The 14,941-nt window shown below is 68.2% G+C and carries 14 protein-coding genes and 2 tRNA genes; 11 read left to right on the forward strand and 5 right to left on the reverse strand.

Going from position 1 to position 14,941, the window contains the following annotated elements; all coding sequences use genetic code 11:
* Positions 1-215: 215 nt before the first annotated feature.
* The 3 genes from rpsA to aroA all read right to left on the reverse strand — a co-directional run bounded on the left by rpsA (position 216) and on the right by aroA (position 4,177).
* Positions 216-1,922, reverse strand: a complete 1,707-nt coding sequence (rpsA, locus tag FZ983_RS29720) for a 30S ribosomal protein S1 (RefSeq protein ID WP_149228172.1) — start codon at positions 1,920-1,922, stop codon at positions 216-218.
* A gap of 175 nt (positions 1,923-2,097) precedes the next feature.
* The gene (gene cmk, locus FZ983_RS29725; protein ID WP_149228173.1) at positions 2,098-2,796 is read right to left on the reverse strand and encodes a (d)CMP kinase; all 699 of its coding nucleotides are present in this window, start codon (positions 2,794-2,796) and stop codon (positions 2,098-2,100) included.
* 4 nt (positions 2,797-2,800) lie between these two features.
* The gene (aroA, locus tag FZ983_RS29730) at positions 2,801-4,177 is read right to left on the reverse strand and encodes a 3-phosphoshikimate 1-carboxyvinyltransferase (RefSeq protein ID WP_149228174.1); all 1,377 of its coding nucleotides are present in this window, start codon (positions 4,175-4,177) and stop codon (positions 2,801-2,803) included.
* A 394-nt stretch (positions 4,178-4,571) separates the two neighbouring features.
* On the opposite strand from aroA, the gene FZ983_RS29735 reads away from it, so the two are divergent.
* The gene (locus FZ983_RS29735) at positions 4,572-4,961 is read left to right on the forward strand and encodes a TIGR02300 family protein (protein ID WP_149228175.1); all 390 of its coding nucleotides are present in this window, start codon (positions 4,572-4,574) and stop codon (positions 4,959-4,961) included.
* 160 nt (positions 4,962-5,121) lie between these two features.
* A tRNA-Ala gene (locus FZ983_RS29740) sits at positions 5,122-5,197 on the forward strand.
* A 116-nt stretch (positions 5,198-5,313) separates the two neighbouring features.
* Here the strand turns inward: FZ983_RS29740 and FZ983_RS29745 are convergent.
* A complete protein-coding gene (locus FZ983_RS29745; protein ID WP_149228176.1) occupies positions 5,314-6,090 on the reverse strand; it encodes a GntR family transcriptional regulator in 777 nt (258 codons plus the stop codon).
* 67 nt (positions 6,091-6,157) lie between these two features.
* On the opposite strand from FZ983_RS29745, the gene FZ983_RS29750 reads away from it, so the two are divergent.
* From FZ983_RS29750 to FZ983_RS29765, 4 genes are all read left to right on the forward strand, one after another.
* A complete protein-coding gene (locus tag FZ983_RS29750) occupies positions 6,158-7,144 on the forward strand; it encodes a ribokinase (protein ID WP_211103012.1) in 987 nt (328 codons plus the stop codon).
* Positions 7,145-7,277: 133 nt separating this feature from the next.
* Positions 7,278-7,982: a helix-turn-helix transcriptional regulator gene (locus FZ983_RS29755; protein ID WP_149228177.1), complete on the forward strand. Its 705-nt coding sequence runs from the start codon at positions 7,278-7,280 to the stop codon at positions 7,980-7,982.
* Positions 7,983-8,130: 148 nt separating this feature from the next.
* Positions 8,131-8,469 (forward strand): hypothetical protein, encoded by a 339-nt coding sequence (locus FZ983_RS29760; RefSeq protein WP_149228178.1) that lies wholly within the window; start codon positions 8,131-8,133, stop codon positions 8,467-8,469.
* A 34-nt stretch (positions 8,470-8,503) separates the two neighbouring features.
* Positions 8,504-9,121 carry a LysE family transporter gene (locus tag FZ983_RS29765; protein WP_149228179.1) on the forward strand — a complete coding sequence of 206 codons (618 nt, stop codon included), beginning with the start codon at positions 8,504-8,506 and terminating at the stop codon, positions 9,119-9,121.
* A 62-nt stretch (positions 9,122-9,183) separates the two neighbouring features.
* Here the strand turns inward: FZ983_RS29765 and FZ983_RS29770 are convergent.
* Positions 9,184-9,258: transfer RNA gene (locus tag FZ983_RS29770), tRNA-Val, on the reverse strand.
* A 181-nt stretch (positions 9,259-9,439) separates the two neighbouring features.
* Here FZ983_RS29770 and FZ983_RS29775 point away from each other — a divergent pair.
* The 5 genes from FZ983_RS29775 to FZ983_RS29795 all read left to right on the forward strand — a co-directional run bounded on the left by FZ983_RS29775 (position 9,440) and on the right by FZ983_RS29795 (position 14,817).
* Positions 9,440-10,381, forward strand: a complete 942-nt coding sequence (locus FZ983_RS29775) for an N-formylglutamate amidohydrolase (RefSeq protein ID WP_149228180.1) — start codon at positions 9,440-9,442, stop codon at positions 10,379-10,381.
* 565 nt (positions 10,382-10,946) lie between these two features.
* The gene (otsA, locus tag FZ983_RS29780; protein WP_149228181.1) at positions 10,947-12,356 is read left to right on the forward strand and encodes an alpha,alpha-trehalose-phosphate synthase (UDP-forming); all 1,410 of its coding nucleotides are present in this window, start codon (positions 10,947-10,949) and stop codon (positions 12,354-12,356) included.
* Positions 12,357-12,394: 38 nt separating this feature from the next.
* Complete coding sequence (locus tag FZ983_RS29785) at positions 12,395-13,366, forward strand: glucokinase (RefSeq protein WP_149228182.1); 972 nt, start codon at positions 12,395-12,397, stop codon at positions 13,364-13,366.
* A 171-nt stretch (positions 13,367-13,537) separates the two neighbouring features.
* Complete coding sequence (locus FZ983_RS29790; protein ID WP_149228183.1) at positions 13,538-13,930, forward strand: LysR family transcriptional regulator; 393 nt, start codon at positions 13,538-13,540, stop codon at positions 13,928-13,930.
* A 311-nt stretch (positions 13,931-14,241) separates the two neighbouring features.
* A complete protein-coding gene (locus tag FZ983_RS29795) occupies positions 14,242-14,817 on the forward strand; it encodes a YgjV family protein (protein WP_149228184.1) in 576 nt (191 codons plus the stop codon).
* Positions 14,818-14,941 lie beyond the last annotated feature (124 nt).

Genomic DNA, 14,941 nt, shown 5'->3' on the forward strand with positions numbered 1-14,941 from the left:
CCACATCCGTGAAATCCGTGCTGAAATCCGTGTAATCCGTGTCGATCTTGCCCGACACCGCAGCACCTGACCGTCCATCGGCCGCCCACAACGAAAAAGGCCGCGCCCCAATCGGGACGCGGCCTTTCTCCTACCCTTCCGGGAGATCGCGAGCCCCCTCCCCCCCTCGGCGGACCAAAGGTCCGTCCGATTGGAGGGAGAACGGCGTCAGGCGATCACTCGTCGTTCTGCTGCTTGCGCTTCAGAGCGGCGCCCAGGATGTCGCCCAGCGAGGCGCCCGAGTCGGACGAACCGAACTCGGCCATCGCCTGCTTCTCTTCCTCCATCTCGCGGGCCTTGATGGACAGCGAGATGCGGCGGGAAGCGCGGTCGATCTGGGTGACCTTGGCGTCGACCTTTTCGCCGACGGCGAAACGGTCCGGGCGCTGTTCGGAACGCTCGCGGGACAGGTCCGACTTGCGGATGAAGCCGGTGTAGCCCTCGCCGACAGCCACTTCGATGCCGCCGTCCGTCACCTGCGTCACGGTGCAGGTCACGACCTCGTTCTTCTTCAGACCGGCGGTGGCAGCCTCGAACGGGTCGTTCGCCAGCTGCTTGATGCCCAGGCTGATGCGCTCCTTCTCGACGTCGACGTCGAGAACCTTGACCTTGACGCGGTCGCCCTTCTTGTACTCGGCGATCGCCTCTTCACCCGACTTGTTCCAGTCGAGATCGGACATGTGGACCATGCCGTCGATGTCGCCCGGCAGGCCGACGAACAGACCGAATTCGGTGATGTTCTTGACTTCGCCTTCCAGCTCGGTGCCAGGACCGAACTTGTCGGTGAAGGTCTCCCACGGGTTGTCCAGGCACTGCTTCAGGCCGAGGCTGATGCGGCGCTTCTGCGGATCGACGTCCAGGACCATGACCTCGACTTCCTGCGAAGTCGACACGATCTTGCCCGGATGGACGTTCTTCTTGGTCCAGGACATTTCCGAAACGTGGACCAGGCCCTCGATCCCCGGCTCCAGCTCCACGAAGGCGCCGTAGTCGGTGATGTTGGTGACGCGGCCCTTGAACTTCGCGCCGACCGGATACTTCGCCTCGACGCCTTCCCACGGGTCGGCCTCGAGCTGCTTCATGCCCAGGCTGATGCGCTGGGTTTCCGGGTTGAAGCGGATGACCTGGACCGTGACGGTCTGGCCGATCTGCAGGGCTTCCGACGGATGGTTGATGCGGCGCCACGCGATGTCGGTGACGTGCAGCAGGCCATCGACGCCGCCCAGGTCGACGAACGCACCGTAGTCGGTGATGTTCTTGACGACGCCCTGGAGGATCTGGCCTTCCTTGAGGTTGGCCACCAACTCCGAACGGGCCTCGGCGCGGCTTTCTTCGAGCACGGCGCGGCGAGACACGACGATGTTGCCGCGCGAGCGGTCCATCTTCAGGATCTGGAACGGCTGCGGGGTGCCCAGCAGCGGGGAGATGTCGCGGACCGGACGGATGTCGACCTGCGAACCGGGCAGGAAGGCCACGGCGCCCGACAGGTCGACCGTGAAGCCGCCCTTGACGCGGCCGAAGATGACGCCGGTGACGCGGGTCTGGTCGTTGAACGACTTCTCCAGCAGGGCCCAGGCCTCTTCGCGCTTCGCCTTCTCACGGCTCAGCATCGCTTCGCCGTTCTTGTCTTCCATCCGCTCGAGGTAGACCTCGACGGTGTCGCCCGCCTTCAGCTCGGGCGGCTGGCCGGCAACGGCGAATTCCTTCAGCGCGACGCGGCCTTCCGACTTCAGACCGACGTCGATGGTGACCATGTCGTTCTCGACGGCGACGACGCGTCCCTTGACGACCGTGCCTTCGAGCGACTCGGCCGCGCCCAGCGACTCTTCGAGAAGAGACGCGAAGCTTTCCTTTTCGACCGTGCGGGCCAGTGACTGTGCCATTGAAACTCCTAAAGGTGGCGCGAAAGCAGCCCCGTTCCGGTCCCTCCCGCGGCAAAACGGGTGGGGCCTCGACCGAACCGCCGCGCCGGGCACCACGCCCGGCGACTTGGTTGATGGTTTTCCGTGGAGGGTGTCGGACCCGCCCGCGCCGCTTCCGACCGCCCTAACCGCGGCGTCACGCCGCTGGCTTCAGACCGGTCTTCGAGCCGATGTGAGCGACCGCCATCGAGAACACCTGATCGGCATCGAGAGCGGAGGTATCAAGCACAAAAGCGTCGACAGCCGGACGGAGCGGGGCTACCGCTCTCTGGCTGTCACGCGCATCACGAGCCTTCATGTCCTCCAGGACATCGGAGGATATAGCCGGAATCCCCCGTCTCTGCAACTCCTTGAGTCGCCGTTCGGCCCGGACCTCCACCGAAGCGGTAACGAACAGTTTGGCCTGGGCATCGGGGCAGACCACCGTTCCGATGTCGCGCCCGTCCAGAACCGCCCCCGGCGCGCCGCCCGGCGGATGGGCCGCGAAGCGCCGCTGGAAATCGAGCAGCGCCGCCCGCACCTCCGGCACCGCCGCCACTTTGCTGGCCGCCTGCGCCGCCTCGTCGGTGCGCAGCGCCACCTCCTGCAGGATGGGGTGTTCGGGGTGCAGCTCATAGGCCGCCCGCGCCGCCGCGGCGTTGTCGGCCGGATCGCCGCCGGCCCGCAGGACCGACACGCCGACCGCGCGGTACAGCACGCCGGTGTCGAGATGAGCGAAGCCGAAGGCGTCGGCGATGCGCTGCGACAGGGTGCCCTTGCCGCTGGCGGCCGGGCCGTCGATGGCGACGACGACGGCCTTGGCCGTCGCCGACTGGTTGGAAAGCGGCGGCGTCATCGCCTCACGCCTCGCCGATCTTCGTGCCGAGCCCGTTCATCAACCCGACGAAGCCGGGGAAGCTGGTGTCGATGAAGGCGCCGTCGTCGACCGAAATCGGCTGCTCCGACGCCATGCCCAGCACCAGGAAGCTCATGGCGATGCGGTGGTCCATGGCGGTGAGGACGGTGGCGCCGCCCTTCGGCCCTTTGCCCGTGCCCCCGGTGCCGTGCACCGTCAGGCTGTCGTCGGCGCCGACCTCCACCGACACGCCGCAGCGGGTCAGCCCTTCCGCCACCATGGCGAGGCGGTCGCTCTCCTTCACCCGCAGTTCCTTCAGGCCCAGCATGACCGTGGTGCCCTCGGCACAGGCGGCGGCGGCGGCCAGGACCGGATATTCGTCGATCATGCTCGGCGCGCGGTCGGCCGGCACCACCACGCCCTTAAGGGCGCTGTGCTTCACCCGCAGGTCGGCCACCGGCTCGCCCGCCTGGTCGCGGCGGTTCTCGAAGGCGATATCGGCGCCCATCTCCACCAACGTGTCATAGAGGCCGGTGCGGCGCGGGTTCATGCCGACGTCGTTCAGCAGCAGTTCCGAGCCCGGACGCAGCAGGGCGGCGACCGCCGGGAAGGCGGCGCTGCTGGGATCGGCCGGCACATGGATGGTGCGGCCGGTCAGCTCCGGCTGGCCGACGACGGTGACGGCCAGTGCGCCGTCCTCCAGCCGCTCGGTCGTCACGGTGGCGCCGAAATGGCGCAGCATCAGTTCGGTGTGGTCGCGCGTCGGCTCCGCCTCGATCACCGTGGTGGCGCCGGCGGTGTTGAGCCCGGCCAGCAGGATCGCCGACTTCACCTGGGCCGACGCCACCGGTAGCCGGTAGGTGATCGGGACCAGATCGCCGCTGCCGACCACGGTCAGCGGCAGCCGGCCGCCGGACCGCCCGACGAAGCGGGCGCCCATCTCCTCCAGCGGCTTGGTGACGCGGGCCATCGGCCGCTTGTTCAGCGAGGCGTCGCCGGTGAAGACGCAGGTGATCGGGTGGGCGGCGACCAGCCCCATCAGCAGGCGGGCGGCGGTGCCGCTGTTGCCCATGTCGAGAACCTGCGCCGGCTCCTGCAGCGCGCCCAGCCCGACGCCGCGCACGCGCCAGACGCCCGCGGCATCGCGCTCCGCCTGGGCGCCCAGCAGGCGCATGGCCGCCGCGGTGTGCAGGACGTCCTCTCCCTCCAGCAGGCCGTGGATCACCGTCTCGCCCACGGCGATGGCGCCCAGCATCAGCGACCGGTGCGAGATCGACTTGTCGCCGGGCACGCGGATGCTGCCCTGGATCGCGCCGGTGGCGGCGGAGCGTAGCGGCTTCACCTGCGTGACGGGGGGCTGGGTGACGGGGGCCTGCGTCATGGGACGGGTCCTTCGGATCGGAGCGGGAAGCGGTTGTGGCCGCGTTCCTATCACAGCCCCCGTCGTGATGCGAGAGGGCCGGACTCCCCCCTCCTCCCCTCCCGATGCCGGCCGGGCACAAATGAAAAGAGGCCGCCCGAAGGCGGCCCCGAGTTCAAGGAGGAAACCAAATGGAGGAGTTGCACGATGTGCAGGTCCGTTCTAGCCAGTTATGGTTAACGCCCTGTAAAGGCAACCCCTGTCCGACCGGGATACCTCTTTCCCGCGTTCCCTGCGCACCGGCGGCATCCGGCCGCGCCGCCGTTCCGGCATCTTTTTTTTGACAAGCGCCTCTGGCCGTGGCAAAGGGCGCCTCTTGAGAACACCCCTGATTTTTGTGACGGAGGACACTGGCGTGGCCAAACCCGAATGGGGCGTCAAGCGCATCTGCCCGAGCTGTGGCGCTCGCTATTACGACATGCGCAAGGACCCGCCGGTCTGCCCGAGCTGCGGTGCGCAATTCGATCCCGAAGCCCTGCTGAAGTCCCGCAAGGCCCGCCCGGCCCCGGCCGACGACACCAAGAAGGTGGCGGTGGTGGCCGAAGACGAGGAGGAGGCCGAGACCGAGGCCGAGACTCCGGAACTCGAGGATGTCGAGGACGACATGTCCGTCGAGGACATCGAGGAGACCGACGACACTGCCGACGATGAGGACGATGTCCTGATCGAGGACACGTCGGAGCTGGGCGAGGACGACATGGACGAGGTCGTCGACGTCGAGGGCGAGGACGAGGAGGAGCGCTGACCGGCGCCCTTCCCGGTGGGACGGGAGCGTTGTCGGGAGCGGCGGGGGTGCCGGTGAAAAAAAGCGCGAAACGGTCGATTTTCCGCTTGCATCACTCCGCCGCCTGACTATTATCCCGCTCCACCAAGGCCGGACGGAAACGACCGGCCCCCAGAGTTAAGGGGCCATAGCTCAGCTGGGAGAGCGCTACAATGGCATTGTAGAGGTCAGGAGTTCGATCCTCCTTGGCTCCACCAATACACCGAAGGCTCGGCAGGCGACTGCCGGGCCTTTGTTGTTTTGGGCGTTCGCTTAACCGCTTTGCCTGGATGCCGGCCCGCCGCGCTTTGCAAATCGCCGAACGTCTCCGGCGTCACACCGTCAGCTTGAGCCGGTAGGTATAGACGTCGCCGCGGAACAGCCCTTCCACATATTCGATCATGCGCTCGGCGGCGGTGTAGCTGCGCCGCTTGATCAGCAGGCAGGCGACCGGCTCGGTAAAACCGAAGACCGCGCATTCCTGCGGCTGCGGCAGCGTCGCCTCGATCGTCTGGTCGCAGTGGGTCAGGGGGACGCCGCAATGCTCGCTGAGACAGGCATAGACCGACCGCGACAGGTCGCAGTCGGCCAGGGCCGGGGCGGCATCCAGATCGTACCAGGCGGTTTCGCGCGACATCGGAATACCGTCGCCACGGCGGACCCGCACCAGCTTCAGAAACCGGGCGGTGGAGGGCAGCCCGAAGATCGAGGCGATGGACCGGTCGGTGACGGCCCGACAGTCCAGGATGTCCGACGACGGGGTCCGTCCCAGTTCGCGCATCTCCTCGGTGAAGCCTTTCAACCGGTCCATGCCGGAGTGGAGCCGCGGACCGTCACCCTGCACGATGAAGCCCAGCCGGCCATGGGCGCTGATCAGCTTGCGGTGGCGCAGCATCTGATAGGCACGTTGCACCGTCGCCCGGCTGACGCCGAGACTTTCGGCCAATTGACGCTCCGCAGGCAGAGTCGTACCTGCAGGCACGCTCCCGTTCCCGATCAGCGCAAGCAGCTGCTCCTCGAGCTGCTGGTACAGCGGTCGCGCGGTGTCGTCGCGCAGCCTGAGCAGCGAATGCAGGGACGGCCTTGCTTCTGCGATTCCTTCCACGGTCACGTCGTTGGCCTCTTGTGGAGAGATGACCCGGTTCGGCACAGCGAAACCCCATCTGACGGAGGCCAACATGGCGGCAGCCCGACTGGATGAGAACATGTTTCTCTTCGTTCTGGGGAGCTTCGTGATTGCCTGTTCCGCAAAGGTTGACCGCTTCCCGCAGCCCGGCGAGTCGCTGCGCGCGAACGCCTTCACGGCTGAGGCCGGCGGCAAGGGGCTGAACCTCGCCCTCGGCGCCCATCGGCTGGGTGTTGCGGTGGATGGCCTGTTCGCCGTCGGCGAGGATCCGTTCGGCCAGCTTGCCGCCCAGGCCTTGGCCGACGCCGGGCTGTCGCCGGCCATGATCCGCCGCTGTCCGGGGGCGACCGGCGCCGGGATCGGCTTCACCGACGGCGCGGGCGAGAACTGCCTTGCCGTCTTTCCCGGCGCCAACCGGCTGTTGACGGCGGAGCATGTCCGCAATGCCGCCGCATTGCCGCACGCGTCCCTGGTTCTGGCCCAGTTCGAAATCGATGACCCGCCCATCGCCGAAGCCTTCGCGCTCGCCCGTGCGGCCGGAGTCCGGACCTTGCTCAATCCCTCGCCATTCCGCGCCCTGCCCGCAAACCTGCTGTCGCACACCGACATCCTGGTGGTGAATGCGGTGGAGGCCGTTCAGCTGGCGCAGTCCCTTGGCCTGCGGCCCGGCTCCGACACCGATCCGGTGCCGGACGCGGCTGCGCTGGCCAACCCGCTGCTGGAGCACGGTCCCGGATTGGTCGTGGTCACGCTGGGCGGACGCGGCGCGGTCGCCTGCCGGCCGGAGCATCCACCGCTGCACCAGCCGGCTTTCGCGGTCGATGCCGTCGACACGCTGGGTGCCGGCGACGCGTTCACCGCCGGGCTGGCCGCCGGGCTGGTGCAGGGCCGGCCGTTGGAGAAATGTCTTGAGCGCGCCGCCGCCTGCGGGGCGATCGTCGCCGGGCGGATCGGCGTCTTCGATGCGCTGCCCACCGCCGGCGAGCTCGACAGATTCCTGGCCGGCGCAAGTCGGAAAACGCCGGGCACGCAAGGGTGACGCCATCACCGAATCCGGTCGGCTCATACCACCCACGACCATTTGTTTTTGGACTGTTTTTGGACCTACCATAAACAATCCAAATACGCGCCGGCCCATGTCCTTTCTTCGCGGGCCGGAGGGAGGTCCGCCAATGATCGGTCTCGCCGCTCACTCCGCGTCCAATTCACCGGCGGCCATGTCTGCGGTTCCGGCTTCCCGCTCCTTTCACGGCATCGCTGGCTCGCCGATGTTCGCCTGGCTGGTCGACCGGTTCGACCTTGCCGTCCTGCTGGTCGATGCCGAAACCCGACTGCTTTTCGCCAACCGCGCGGCAGAGGAACTGCTTCAGGCCGGACAGGTTCTGCGGCTGCGCAACGGCATCGTGGAAGTCGCCTGCCGGTCCGAGAACCGGGCCTTTCGCGATGCCATCGCAACCTGCCTCCGGCGGGTGGGGGACGGCATCGAGCAAGGCGATACTGCCTTGCCGATCATACTCGGTCGCGGACCGGCGCCGCTGTCCGGCTGCGTGGCGGCCCTGCCGGCCGACCTGTGCGGGATCGGACAGGGAAAGGCCGTGGCCTCGCTGTTTCTAGTCGATCCGCAGGGTTGGCACCGCCCGTCCATGACGCAGCTTCAGGCTTGCTTCGGACTGACGCCAGCCGAAGCGGCCCTGGCCCTGGAGATCCTCGTCGGCGACGGGCTGCAGGCCTGCGCCGGACGGCTTGGGATTTCCCAGACGACCGCCCGCACCCATCTGGGCCACGTATTCGAGAAGACCGGCACCAGACGCCAGGCCGAACTGGTGCGCCTGCTGTTGGGCACCCGCCTGCCGCTCCGGCTCGCTCCGCTCCGATAGGCACCGGCCGACGGCACCGATATCCGATCGGATGCCCGATCCTCCAGAAGGTCATGCCTCCTGCGTTCGTACGATGCACCGCCGCCATTGCCTTGCAACGCTTGGTCCCGGCGATCCCGAAAGGACCGCAGAATGTTGGGAGGCAGACATGGACGCGAACTGGTCGGCTATCGCCCGCTCGGCACTGGTCGGACTTCTGCTGCCGGTTGCCATCGGGCTGGCGGGAGGGGCCGCCGCGGACGAGACGGCGGCAGGCGCGCAGATGGCGGCCACGCCGCCGGCAGAAAGGCCCCTCGCCCTCGACCCGGAAAAGGACACCATCGCATTGGAGCCCCGCCAGGGCGTTACCCCCACCGCCAATGGACTGGCGGTCCGGCGGGATGACGCTTCCTTGGCCGGCTCGGTGCGCGTCGGCCAGGGGCTGCGCCCCGACGGTACCGAACTGGTACCGAGCGAGGTGTCCCGTCCCTGGCTGATCCGGCAGTAGTGCAAAGGCGGAGGACCGGGCGCGGACCCAGGCCATGGACGGGCTGCTCACCGGGATGATCCTGGGATTGACCATCGCGGCACCGATCGGCCCGATGGGACTGCTGTGCATCGAGCGGACGCTGACGGAAGGTGCGCGCAACGGCTTTGCCGCCGGGCTGGGTGCGGCGACCGTCCACATGGTCTATGCCGGTCTGACCACCGTGGGAATTGTCCGGCTGCTGCCGCCGAACAGCGTCTGGCCCCTGTATGGACGGGTTGCCGCCGCCGGTTTCCTGTTGTGGCTCGGCTGGCGCCTGCTGTCGCGCGGAATGGGGCGGACGGTGGATGTTGCCGCCGGCCCGCGCGGTGCCTTCGGCAGCTATGCCGCGGCCGTCGCCTTGACCATGAGCAACCCGGTCACCCTGTCCTTCTTCCTGGTGCTGACCCCCTCCGTGACCGGGGAGGCACGGCTGCAACCCGGCTGGACGGAGTCCCTGCCCTTGCCGCTCGGCGTGTTCATCGGATCGTCGCTGTGGTGGCTGCTGCTGAGCGGTGCGGTCGGGCTGGTGCGTGCCCGCGTCACTGCACGGACCGTCAGCCGGTTCAACCAGACCTGCGGCCTCGCCATCGTGGTCATGGCGCTGGTCATTGCCGTCATGCCGGCCACCTGACCCCAAAACGGCACCCAAAACGGCGAAGGCCGCGAACCCGTTCCGGTTCGCGGCCTTCAGAATGGTGGGCGGTACTGGGATTGAACCAGTGACCCCTACGATGTCAACGTAGTGCTCTCCCGCTGAGCTAACCGCCCACTGTATCGACCGGCGGAGAAGCGCGTGGCGTCGTTCCGTCCGGCGTGGGCGGGTGTATACCGACCTCGACGCGGACGCGCAAGCCCTTTCATGAGCCCTCGCGCTTTTTTTGTCGGACGGCGGCAGGGCGGCGGGGGTTCCCGTGACAAAAGGCCCCGGTGTCCATTACATCATTGAACCATGGACGCCTCCTTCGACGCGCAACGCGACGCCGGTGCCGGTGCCGGTGCCGGTCCGGCCATTCCGGCGGCGGACGCCCCGGCCTTCGAGATTCTGGCCCCGCAGAGCCAGAGGCTGCCGCTCGTCCTGGCGTCGCCGCACAGCGGAAACGCCTATTCCGCAGCCTTCCTCGCCTCGTCCCGGCTGGATGCCCGCGCGCTGCGCAAGTCCGAGGACTGTTTCGTCGACGAGATCTTCGCCTTCGCCCCTGGCTTCGGCGTGCCGCTGATCCGCGCCCTGTTCCCGCGCGCCTATCTGGACGTCAACCGCGAAGCCTACGAACTGGACCCGGAGATGTTCGCCGATCCGCTGCCGGCCTACGTCAACACCCGCTCGCCCAGGGTGGCGGCAGGGCTGGGCACCATCGCCCGCGTGGTCGCCAACGGCGAGGACATCTACCGGGGCAAGCTACGCTTCGCCGAGGCGCTGGACCGCGTCAGCCGCTGCTACACCCCCTACCACAATGCCCTGCGCCGGCTGGTGGACGACACCCGCGACGCCTTCGGCCACGCCCTGCTGATCGATTGCCATTCGATGCCGTCGGCCGGCACCGCCACCACCGGGAAAGGCAGCGGTCGGGGCGGCAACCATCCCGAGATCGTGCTGGGCGACTGTTACGGCAACGCCTGCGCGCCTGCGGTGATCGACGCGGCGGAGGAGTTCCTGCGCGGGCTCGGCTATGCCGTCAGCCGCAACAACCCCTATGCCGGCGGCTACACCACCCGCCATTACGGCCGGCCGCGCCAGGGCATCCACGCCCTGCAGATCGAGATCGCCCGCGACCTCTACATGGACGAGGCGGCCCTGACCCGCCTGCCCTACCTGAACGTGCTGGCCCGCCACATGACCGAACTGGTCGACACGCTGGGCCTGCTGCCGCCCAACGGCCTGGGACCGCGCTGACACCGCCGGTCCCGCATCCACAATTTTGGAGCCGCTTTAGGGCCATTGCCCCGCCCCTGCCACAGTTTCCCGCTATCACGTCAATGGCCAAGCTTCCGCTTGCGAACGGTCCGCAGCCCTGGCTTCGCGCAAAAAAAGGGCCGCGGGCGAACCCGCGGCCTTCAGTCTAGGGAGGAAACGCCCAAGAAGTGCGTTACGCCAACGTCCACGCCGAGGCGCGACCGTTGCCGCACTGCACAATATGAACGCGCCCCCGGCCGGCTTCAAGAGCAAAAAGAATTTCTCATGCATTACATCATGTTAACCTGCGAGAGAGGTATCGCGAAGCGGATAGCGCACAGGACCGTTCGCTGCATTGCAGCATGACCCTTCGTGCAAGGGCATGACCGAAGGGGCAGGAGGCAGCGGGACCTTTGGACCGGTGTCTTGAGCTTGACGGCCGGCGCCCGGAACCAAGCCCGCCGACGGTCGTTTCAGAGTGGTCCAATGCCGGGTATCTGCCAAAGACGGTCCGGTTTGCGGGCTGCGGAACGCCCTGCCGGCGGCCAATAAGGAGAAGAAGATCGTGAGCAGGCTCGTCGTCGTATCCAACCGGGTGGCCCTGATGGAAGAGGGCAAACAGGCGGCCGGCGGTCTCGCCGTCGCCATCCTGGCGGCCCTGAAGAAGACCGGAGGCATCTGGTTCGGCTGGAGCGGAAATGTCGTCGACGGCGAGTCCCAGGCCGAACCGACCCGGACCGATGCCGGGAAGCTGACCTACGCCACGCTCGATCTCGGCCGCCGCGACCATGAGGAATATTACAACGGCTTCGCCAACCAGACCTTATGGCCGCTGTTCCATTACCGGCTGGGCCTGATCTCGGTGAACCGGCGGACGCGCGAGGGGTATGAGCGGGTCAACGCCTATTTCGCCGACAAGCTGGAGCCGCTGCTGCGCCCGGACGACATGATCTGGGTCCATGACTATCACCTGATCCCCTTCGGCGACGAGTTGCGCCGCCGCGGCTGTTCGCAGCGCATGGGCTTCTTCCTGCACACGCCCTTCCCGCCGCCGGAACTGCTGACCGCCCTGCCCAACCACCGCGACCTGATCCGCGAGTTGTGCGCCTATGATCTGGTCGGCTTCCACACCGCCACCGACCTGCGCGGCTTCTGCGACTACATCCGCACCGAGACCGACGGCACGGTGGAGCAGCGCGGCGCCTATGGCAGCGCCATGATCCGCGCCTTCGGCCGCACCCTGATGGCGAAGGTTTTCCCCATCAGCATCGACACCGAGGCGCTGGAAAGCCTCGCCCGCACCGCCGGACGTTCGCGCCAGGCCGAACGGCTGCGCGAAAGCCTGGTCGGCCGCCGGCTGATCATCGGCGTCGACCGTCTCGACTACTCCAAAGGCCTGCCTCAGCGCTTCGCCGCCTTCGAACAGCTTCTGGAAAGCTATCCGGAGCATTGCAACCGCGTGTCCTTCCTGCAGGTCGCCCCGCCAAGCCGAGAGGACGTGCCGGAATACATCGCCATCCGCCGCGAGCTGTCGGAGATGGCCGGCCGCATCAACGGCCGCTTTGCCGAGTTCGACTGGCAGCCGATCCGCTACCTGAACCGCAGCTTCGGCCAGCGCGTGCTGGCGGGCTTCTACCGGCTGGCGAATGTGGGGCTGGTGACGCCGCTGCGCGACGGCATGAATCTGGTCGCCAAGGAGTATGTCGCCTGCCAGGACGGCGACAATCCGGGCGTTCTGGTGCTGTCGCAGTTCGCCGGCGCCGCCCACGAGATGGGCGAGGCGCTGATCGTCAACCCTTTCGACATCGAGGGCGTCGGCGACGCGCTGCAGCGGGCGCTGACCATGCCGCTGGGCGAGCGCAAGGAGCGCCACGCCGCCCTGATGCGGACTCTGCGACGCCACGACATCAGCTGGTGGCGTGAAAGCTATGTGGACGCGCTGACCCGCGCACCGTATGACTTTCCGGTCACCTGAGCATCCGCTCGGCCCACCAGCAGCGCAGGTCCGGACCCATGGCCGCCTCTCCCATCCTCGTCGCCGACATCGGTGCCACCAACGCGCGCTTCGGCCTGATCGACGGCCGGATGGTGCGCGAGGCGCGGGTGCTGCGCTGTGCCGATTATGGTTCGATCGAGGACGCGGCCACCGCCTACCTTGCGGCGGTCGGGCTGGCGGCCCCGGGCACGCCGGGCCGGCCGCGGCGCGGCGCCTTCGCGGTGGCCGGGCCGGTCACCGGCGACCACATCGCCATGACCAATCTGGTCTGGCAGTTCTCCGTTGGCCGGGTGCGCGACGCTTTGGGGCTGGAGGGGCTGGCCGTCATCAACGACTTCACCGCCGTCGCCCTGTCGGTGCCGCGTCTGGCCGAGGAGGACCGCCGGCAGGTCGGCGACGGCGCGCCGCAGCCGGGGGCCGTCGTCGCCGTGCTGGGGCCGGGCAGCGGGCTGGGCGTGTCGGGGCTGGTGCCGGGGGCGAACGGCCGCTGGACGGCACTGTCGGGCGAGGGCGGCCACGTCACCATGGCGCCGATCAGCGACCGTGAGAGCGCCGTGCTGGCCCAGCTGCGCAAGGGCTTCGACCATGTCTCGGCCGAGCGGGTGCTGTCGGGGCCAGGCCTCGTCAACCTCTACAACGCCCTGTCGATCCTGGACGGGCGCGAACCGGCCGCCCTCACCCCCGCCCAGATCACCGACAACGCGCTGGCCGGGACCGAGCCCCATTGCGTGGAGGCGGTGGAGATGTTCTGCGCCATGCTGGGCACCGTCGCCGGCAACCTCGCTTTGACGCTTGGCGCGCGGGGCGGCGTCTACATCGCCGGCGGCATCGTGCCCAGGCTGGGAACGCTGTTCGCCCATTCCCGCTTCCGCAAACGCTTCGCCGAGAAGGGCCGCATGCGCGACTTCCTGGCCCCGATCCCCACCTATGTCGTCACCCACGAGCTGCCCGCCTTCCTGGGCCTCGCCGAGGCCGCCGGGGCGGAATAGGCACCGGACAAGGATACGCCGGGGGGTGCGACCAATCGCGCGCCCATCGGCGGTTGCCCCTGTTGCGCCACTTGTCGCTTGAACCGGTGGGATCGTCCCCACATGGTTGTTCCGATCCTTGTTCGGATCCCATCGGAACGCCATCCCACCGGAAAGCCCCCGACAAACGCCATGTCCACCGACCTTCGCGTCCGCTTCATGCACCCGTCGGGCGCCATCGGCCCCGGCAAGATCGCGTTGCTGGAGGCCATCGACCGCACCGGCTCCATCTCCGCCGCGGCGCGGTCCCTGGACATGACCTTCCGGCGGGCCTGGTTCCTGGTGGAGACGATGAACACGGCCTTCCGCGAGCCGGTGATCCGCACCAGCGTCGGTGGCCGCGAGGGTGGCGGCGCCGGCCTGACTCCGCTGGGGCAGGAGGTGGTCGCCCGCTACCGCCGCATGCAGGAGGAGGCCCGCAAGGCCGCCGAACCGCACCTGCGCTGGCTGGACGAGATGCTGAAGGAAGAACAACCCGAGGACGGGCAACCCACGGACGAGGGCGGGACGCCGCCGGCCGGCTGACCGCTTGATTTGCCAGTCAAGTCATCGGCTTGGCCGCTTCAAGTTATCGTCGAAGCTCCGCCAAGTGCTGATGTCCGCTTTTTCTTCCATGCACGCGGCGCAGCCCTGGGCAACGGGAAGCCCGGTGGTGCGGCGGGGCGACGCACCGTACATATGGTTCCGTTGCAGCTTGGACCCAGCGTGGCCGATCGGCAACAAACGCATTTCCTGACACGCCACCCACCCCACCATCCGAACGGGCCGTCTCCGCGGCGCCGCACGGCACCGGTGCGCCCTTCAGCCCCCGCCCTCCCCTCAAGGCCCCAGCCGCCATGCTGTCCCTCCCCCTGCCCGTCACCGCCGCCGATGCCTTTGGTGCTGCGGCCTTCGCCGGTTCGTGCCTGTGGCCGCTGATGAAGAAGCGCCGCGCCCTGCTGGCCGGGCAGGCGGCGACCAACCTGATGTTCATCATCCACTATGTGCTGCTGGGCGCCCACACCGCGGCGGCGCTGTGCCTGCTGGTGGTGACGCAGGCCCTGGTGGCAATGCCGGAGGGGCGCAACCGCTGGCAGACCGCGGCCTTCGCCGCCACGGTGCCGGCCATCGCGACGATCGCCGTCTTCACCTGGTCGGGCCTGCCATCGGCGCTGTCCAGCCTGGGCATCACCTTCTCCACCCTGGCGCGCTGGCAGTCGGACGCGGTGCGCATGCGCCTGTTGCTGCTGGTGGCCGGCGCCTTCTGGATCAGCCACAACGCGCTGGTGATGTCGCCCTTCGCCATGGCCTCGGACGCCTTCAGCGCCGCCGCCAACCTGCTGCGCCTGCGCGGCGAGCGCCGCAAGGCCGCTCCGGCAGCGGTCGCTACGGCGAACGCCAATGCGACGCCGAAGGGTCTTGCCGCCGCCTGACGATACCGGCCTGAAGCCGCCTCGCATGACCGGGCTAACGCCTCCGGATGGGTCCTGCCTGTCCGGGGGCGATCGAATTGGGCACTGGCGCACCGGCACGCTCCCGCCTAATAAGGAGCCTCAT

The sequence above is a fragment of the Azospirillum sp. B21 genome (assembly GCF_008364825.1).
GTDB lineage: Bacteria > Pseudomonadota > Alphaproteobacteria > Azospirillales > Azospirillaceae > Azospirillum.

Excerpts from the sequence above, each read along its gene's own strand:
- FZ983_RS29775 (WP_149228180.1), top strand. The coding sequence starts at position 9,440 with ATGGACGCCTCCTTCGACGCGCAACGCGACGCCGGTGCCGGTGCCGGT.
- cmk (WP_149228173.1), bottom strand. The coding sequence starts at position 2,796 with ATGACGCCGCCGCTTTCCAACCAGTCGGCGACGGCCAAGGCCGTCGTC.
- FZ983_RS29760 (WP_149228178.1), top strand. The coding sequence starts at position 8,131 with ATGGACGCGAACTGGTCGGCTATCGCCCGCTCGGCACTGGTCGGACTT.
- aroA (WP_149228174.1), bottom strand. The coding sequence starts at position 4,177 with ATGACGCAGGCCCCCGTCACCCAGCCCCCCGTCACGCAGGTGAAGCCG.
- FZ983_RS29765 (WP_149228179.1), top strand. The coding sequence starts at position 8,504 with ATGGACGGGCTGCTCACCGGGATGATCCTGGGATTGACCATCGCGGCA.
- FZ983_RS29750 (WP_211103012.1), top strand. The coding sequence starts at position 6,158 with ATGGCGGCAGCCCGACTGGATGAGAACATGTTTCTCTTCGTTCTGGGG.
- FZ983_RS29755 (WP_149228177.1), top strand. The coding sequence starts at position 7,278 with ATGATCGGTCTCGCCGCTCACTCCGCGTCCAATTCACCGGCGGCCATG.
- FZ983_RS29785 (WP_149228182.1), top strand. The coding sequence starts at position 12,395 with ATGGCCGCCTCTCCCATCCTCGTCGCCGACATCGGTGCCACCAACGCG.
- rpsA (WP_149228172.1), bottom strand. The coding sequence starts at position 1,922 with ATGGCACAGTCACTGGCCCGCACGGTCGAAAAGGAAAGCTTCGCGTCT.
- FZ983_RS29795 (WP_149228184.1), top strand. The coding sequence starts at position 14,242 with ATGCTGTCCCTCCCCCTGCCCGTCACCGCCGCCGATGCCTTTGGTGCT.
- FZ983_RS29790 (WP_149228183.1), top strand. The coding sequence starts at position 13,538 with ATGTCCACCGACCTTCGCGTCCGCTTCATGCACCCGTCGGGCGCCATC.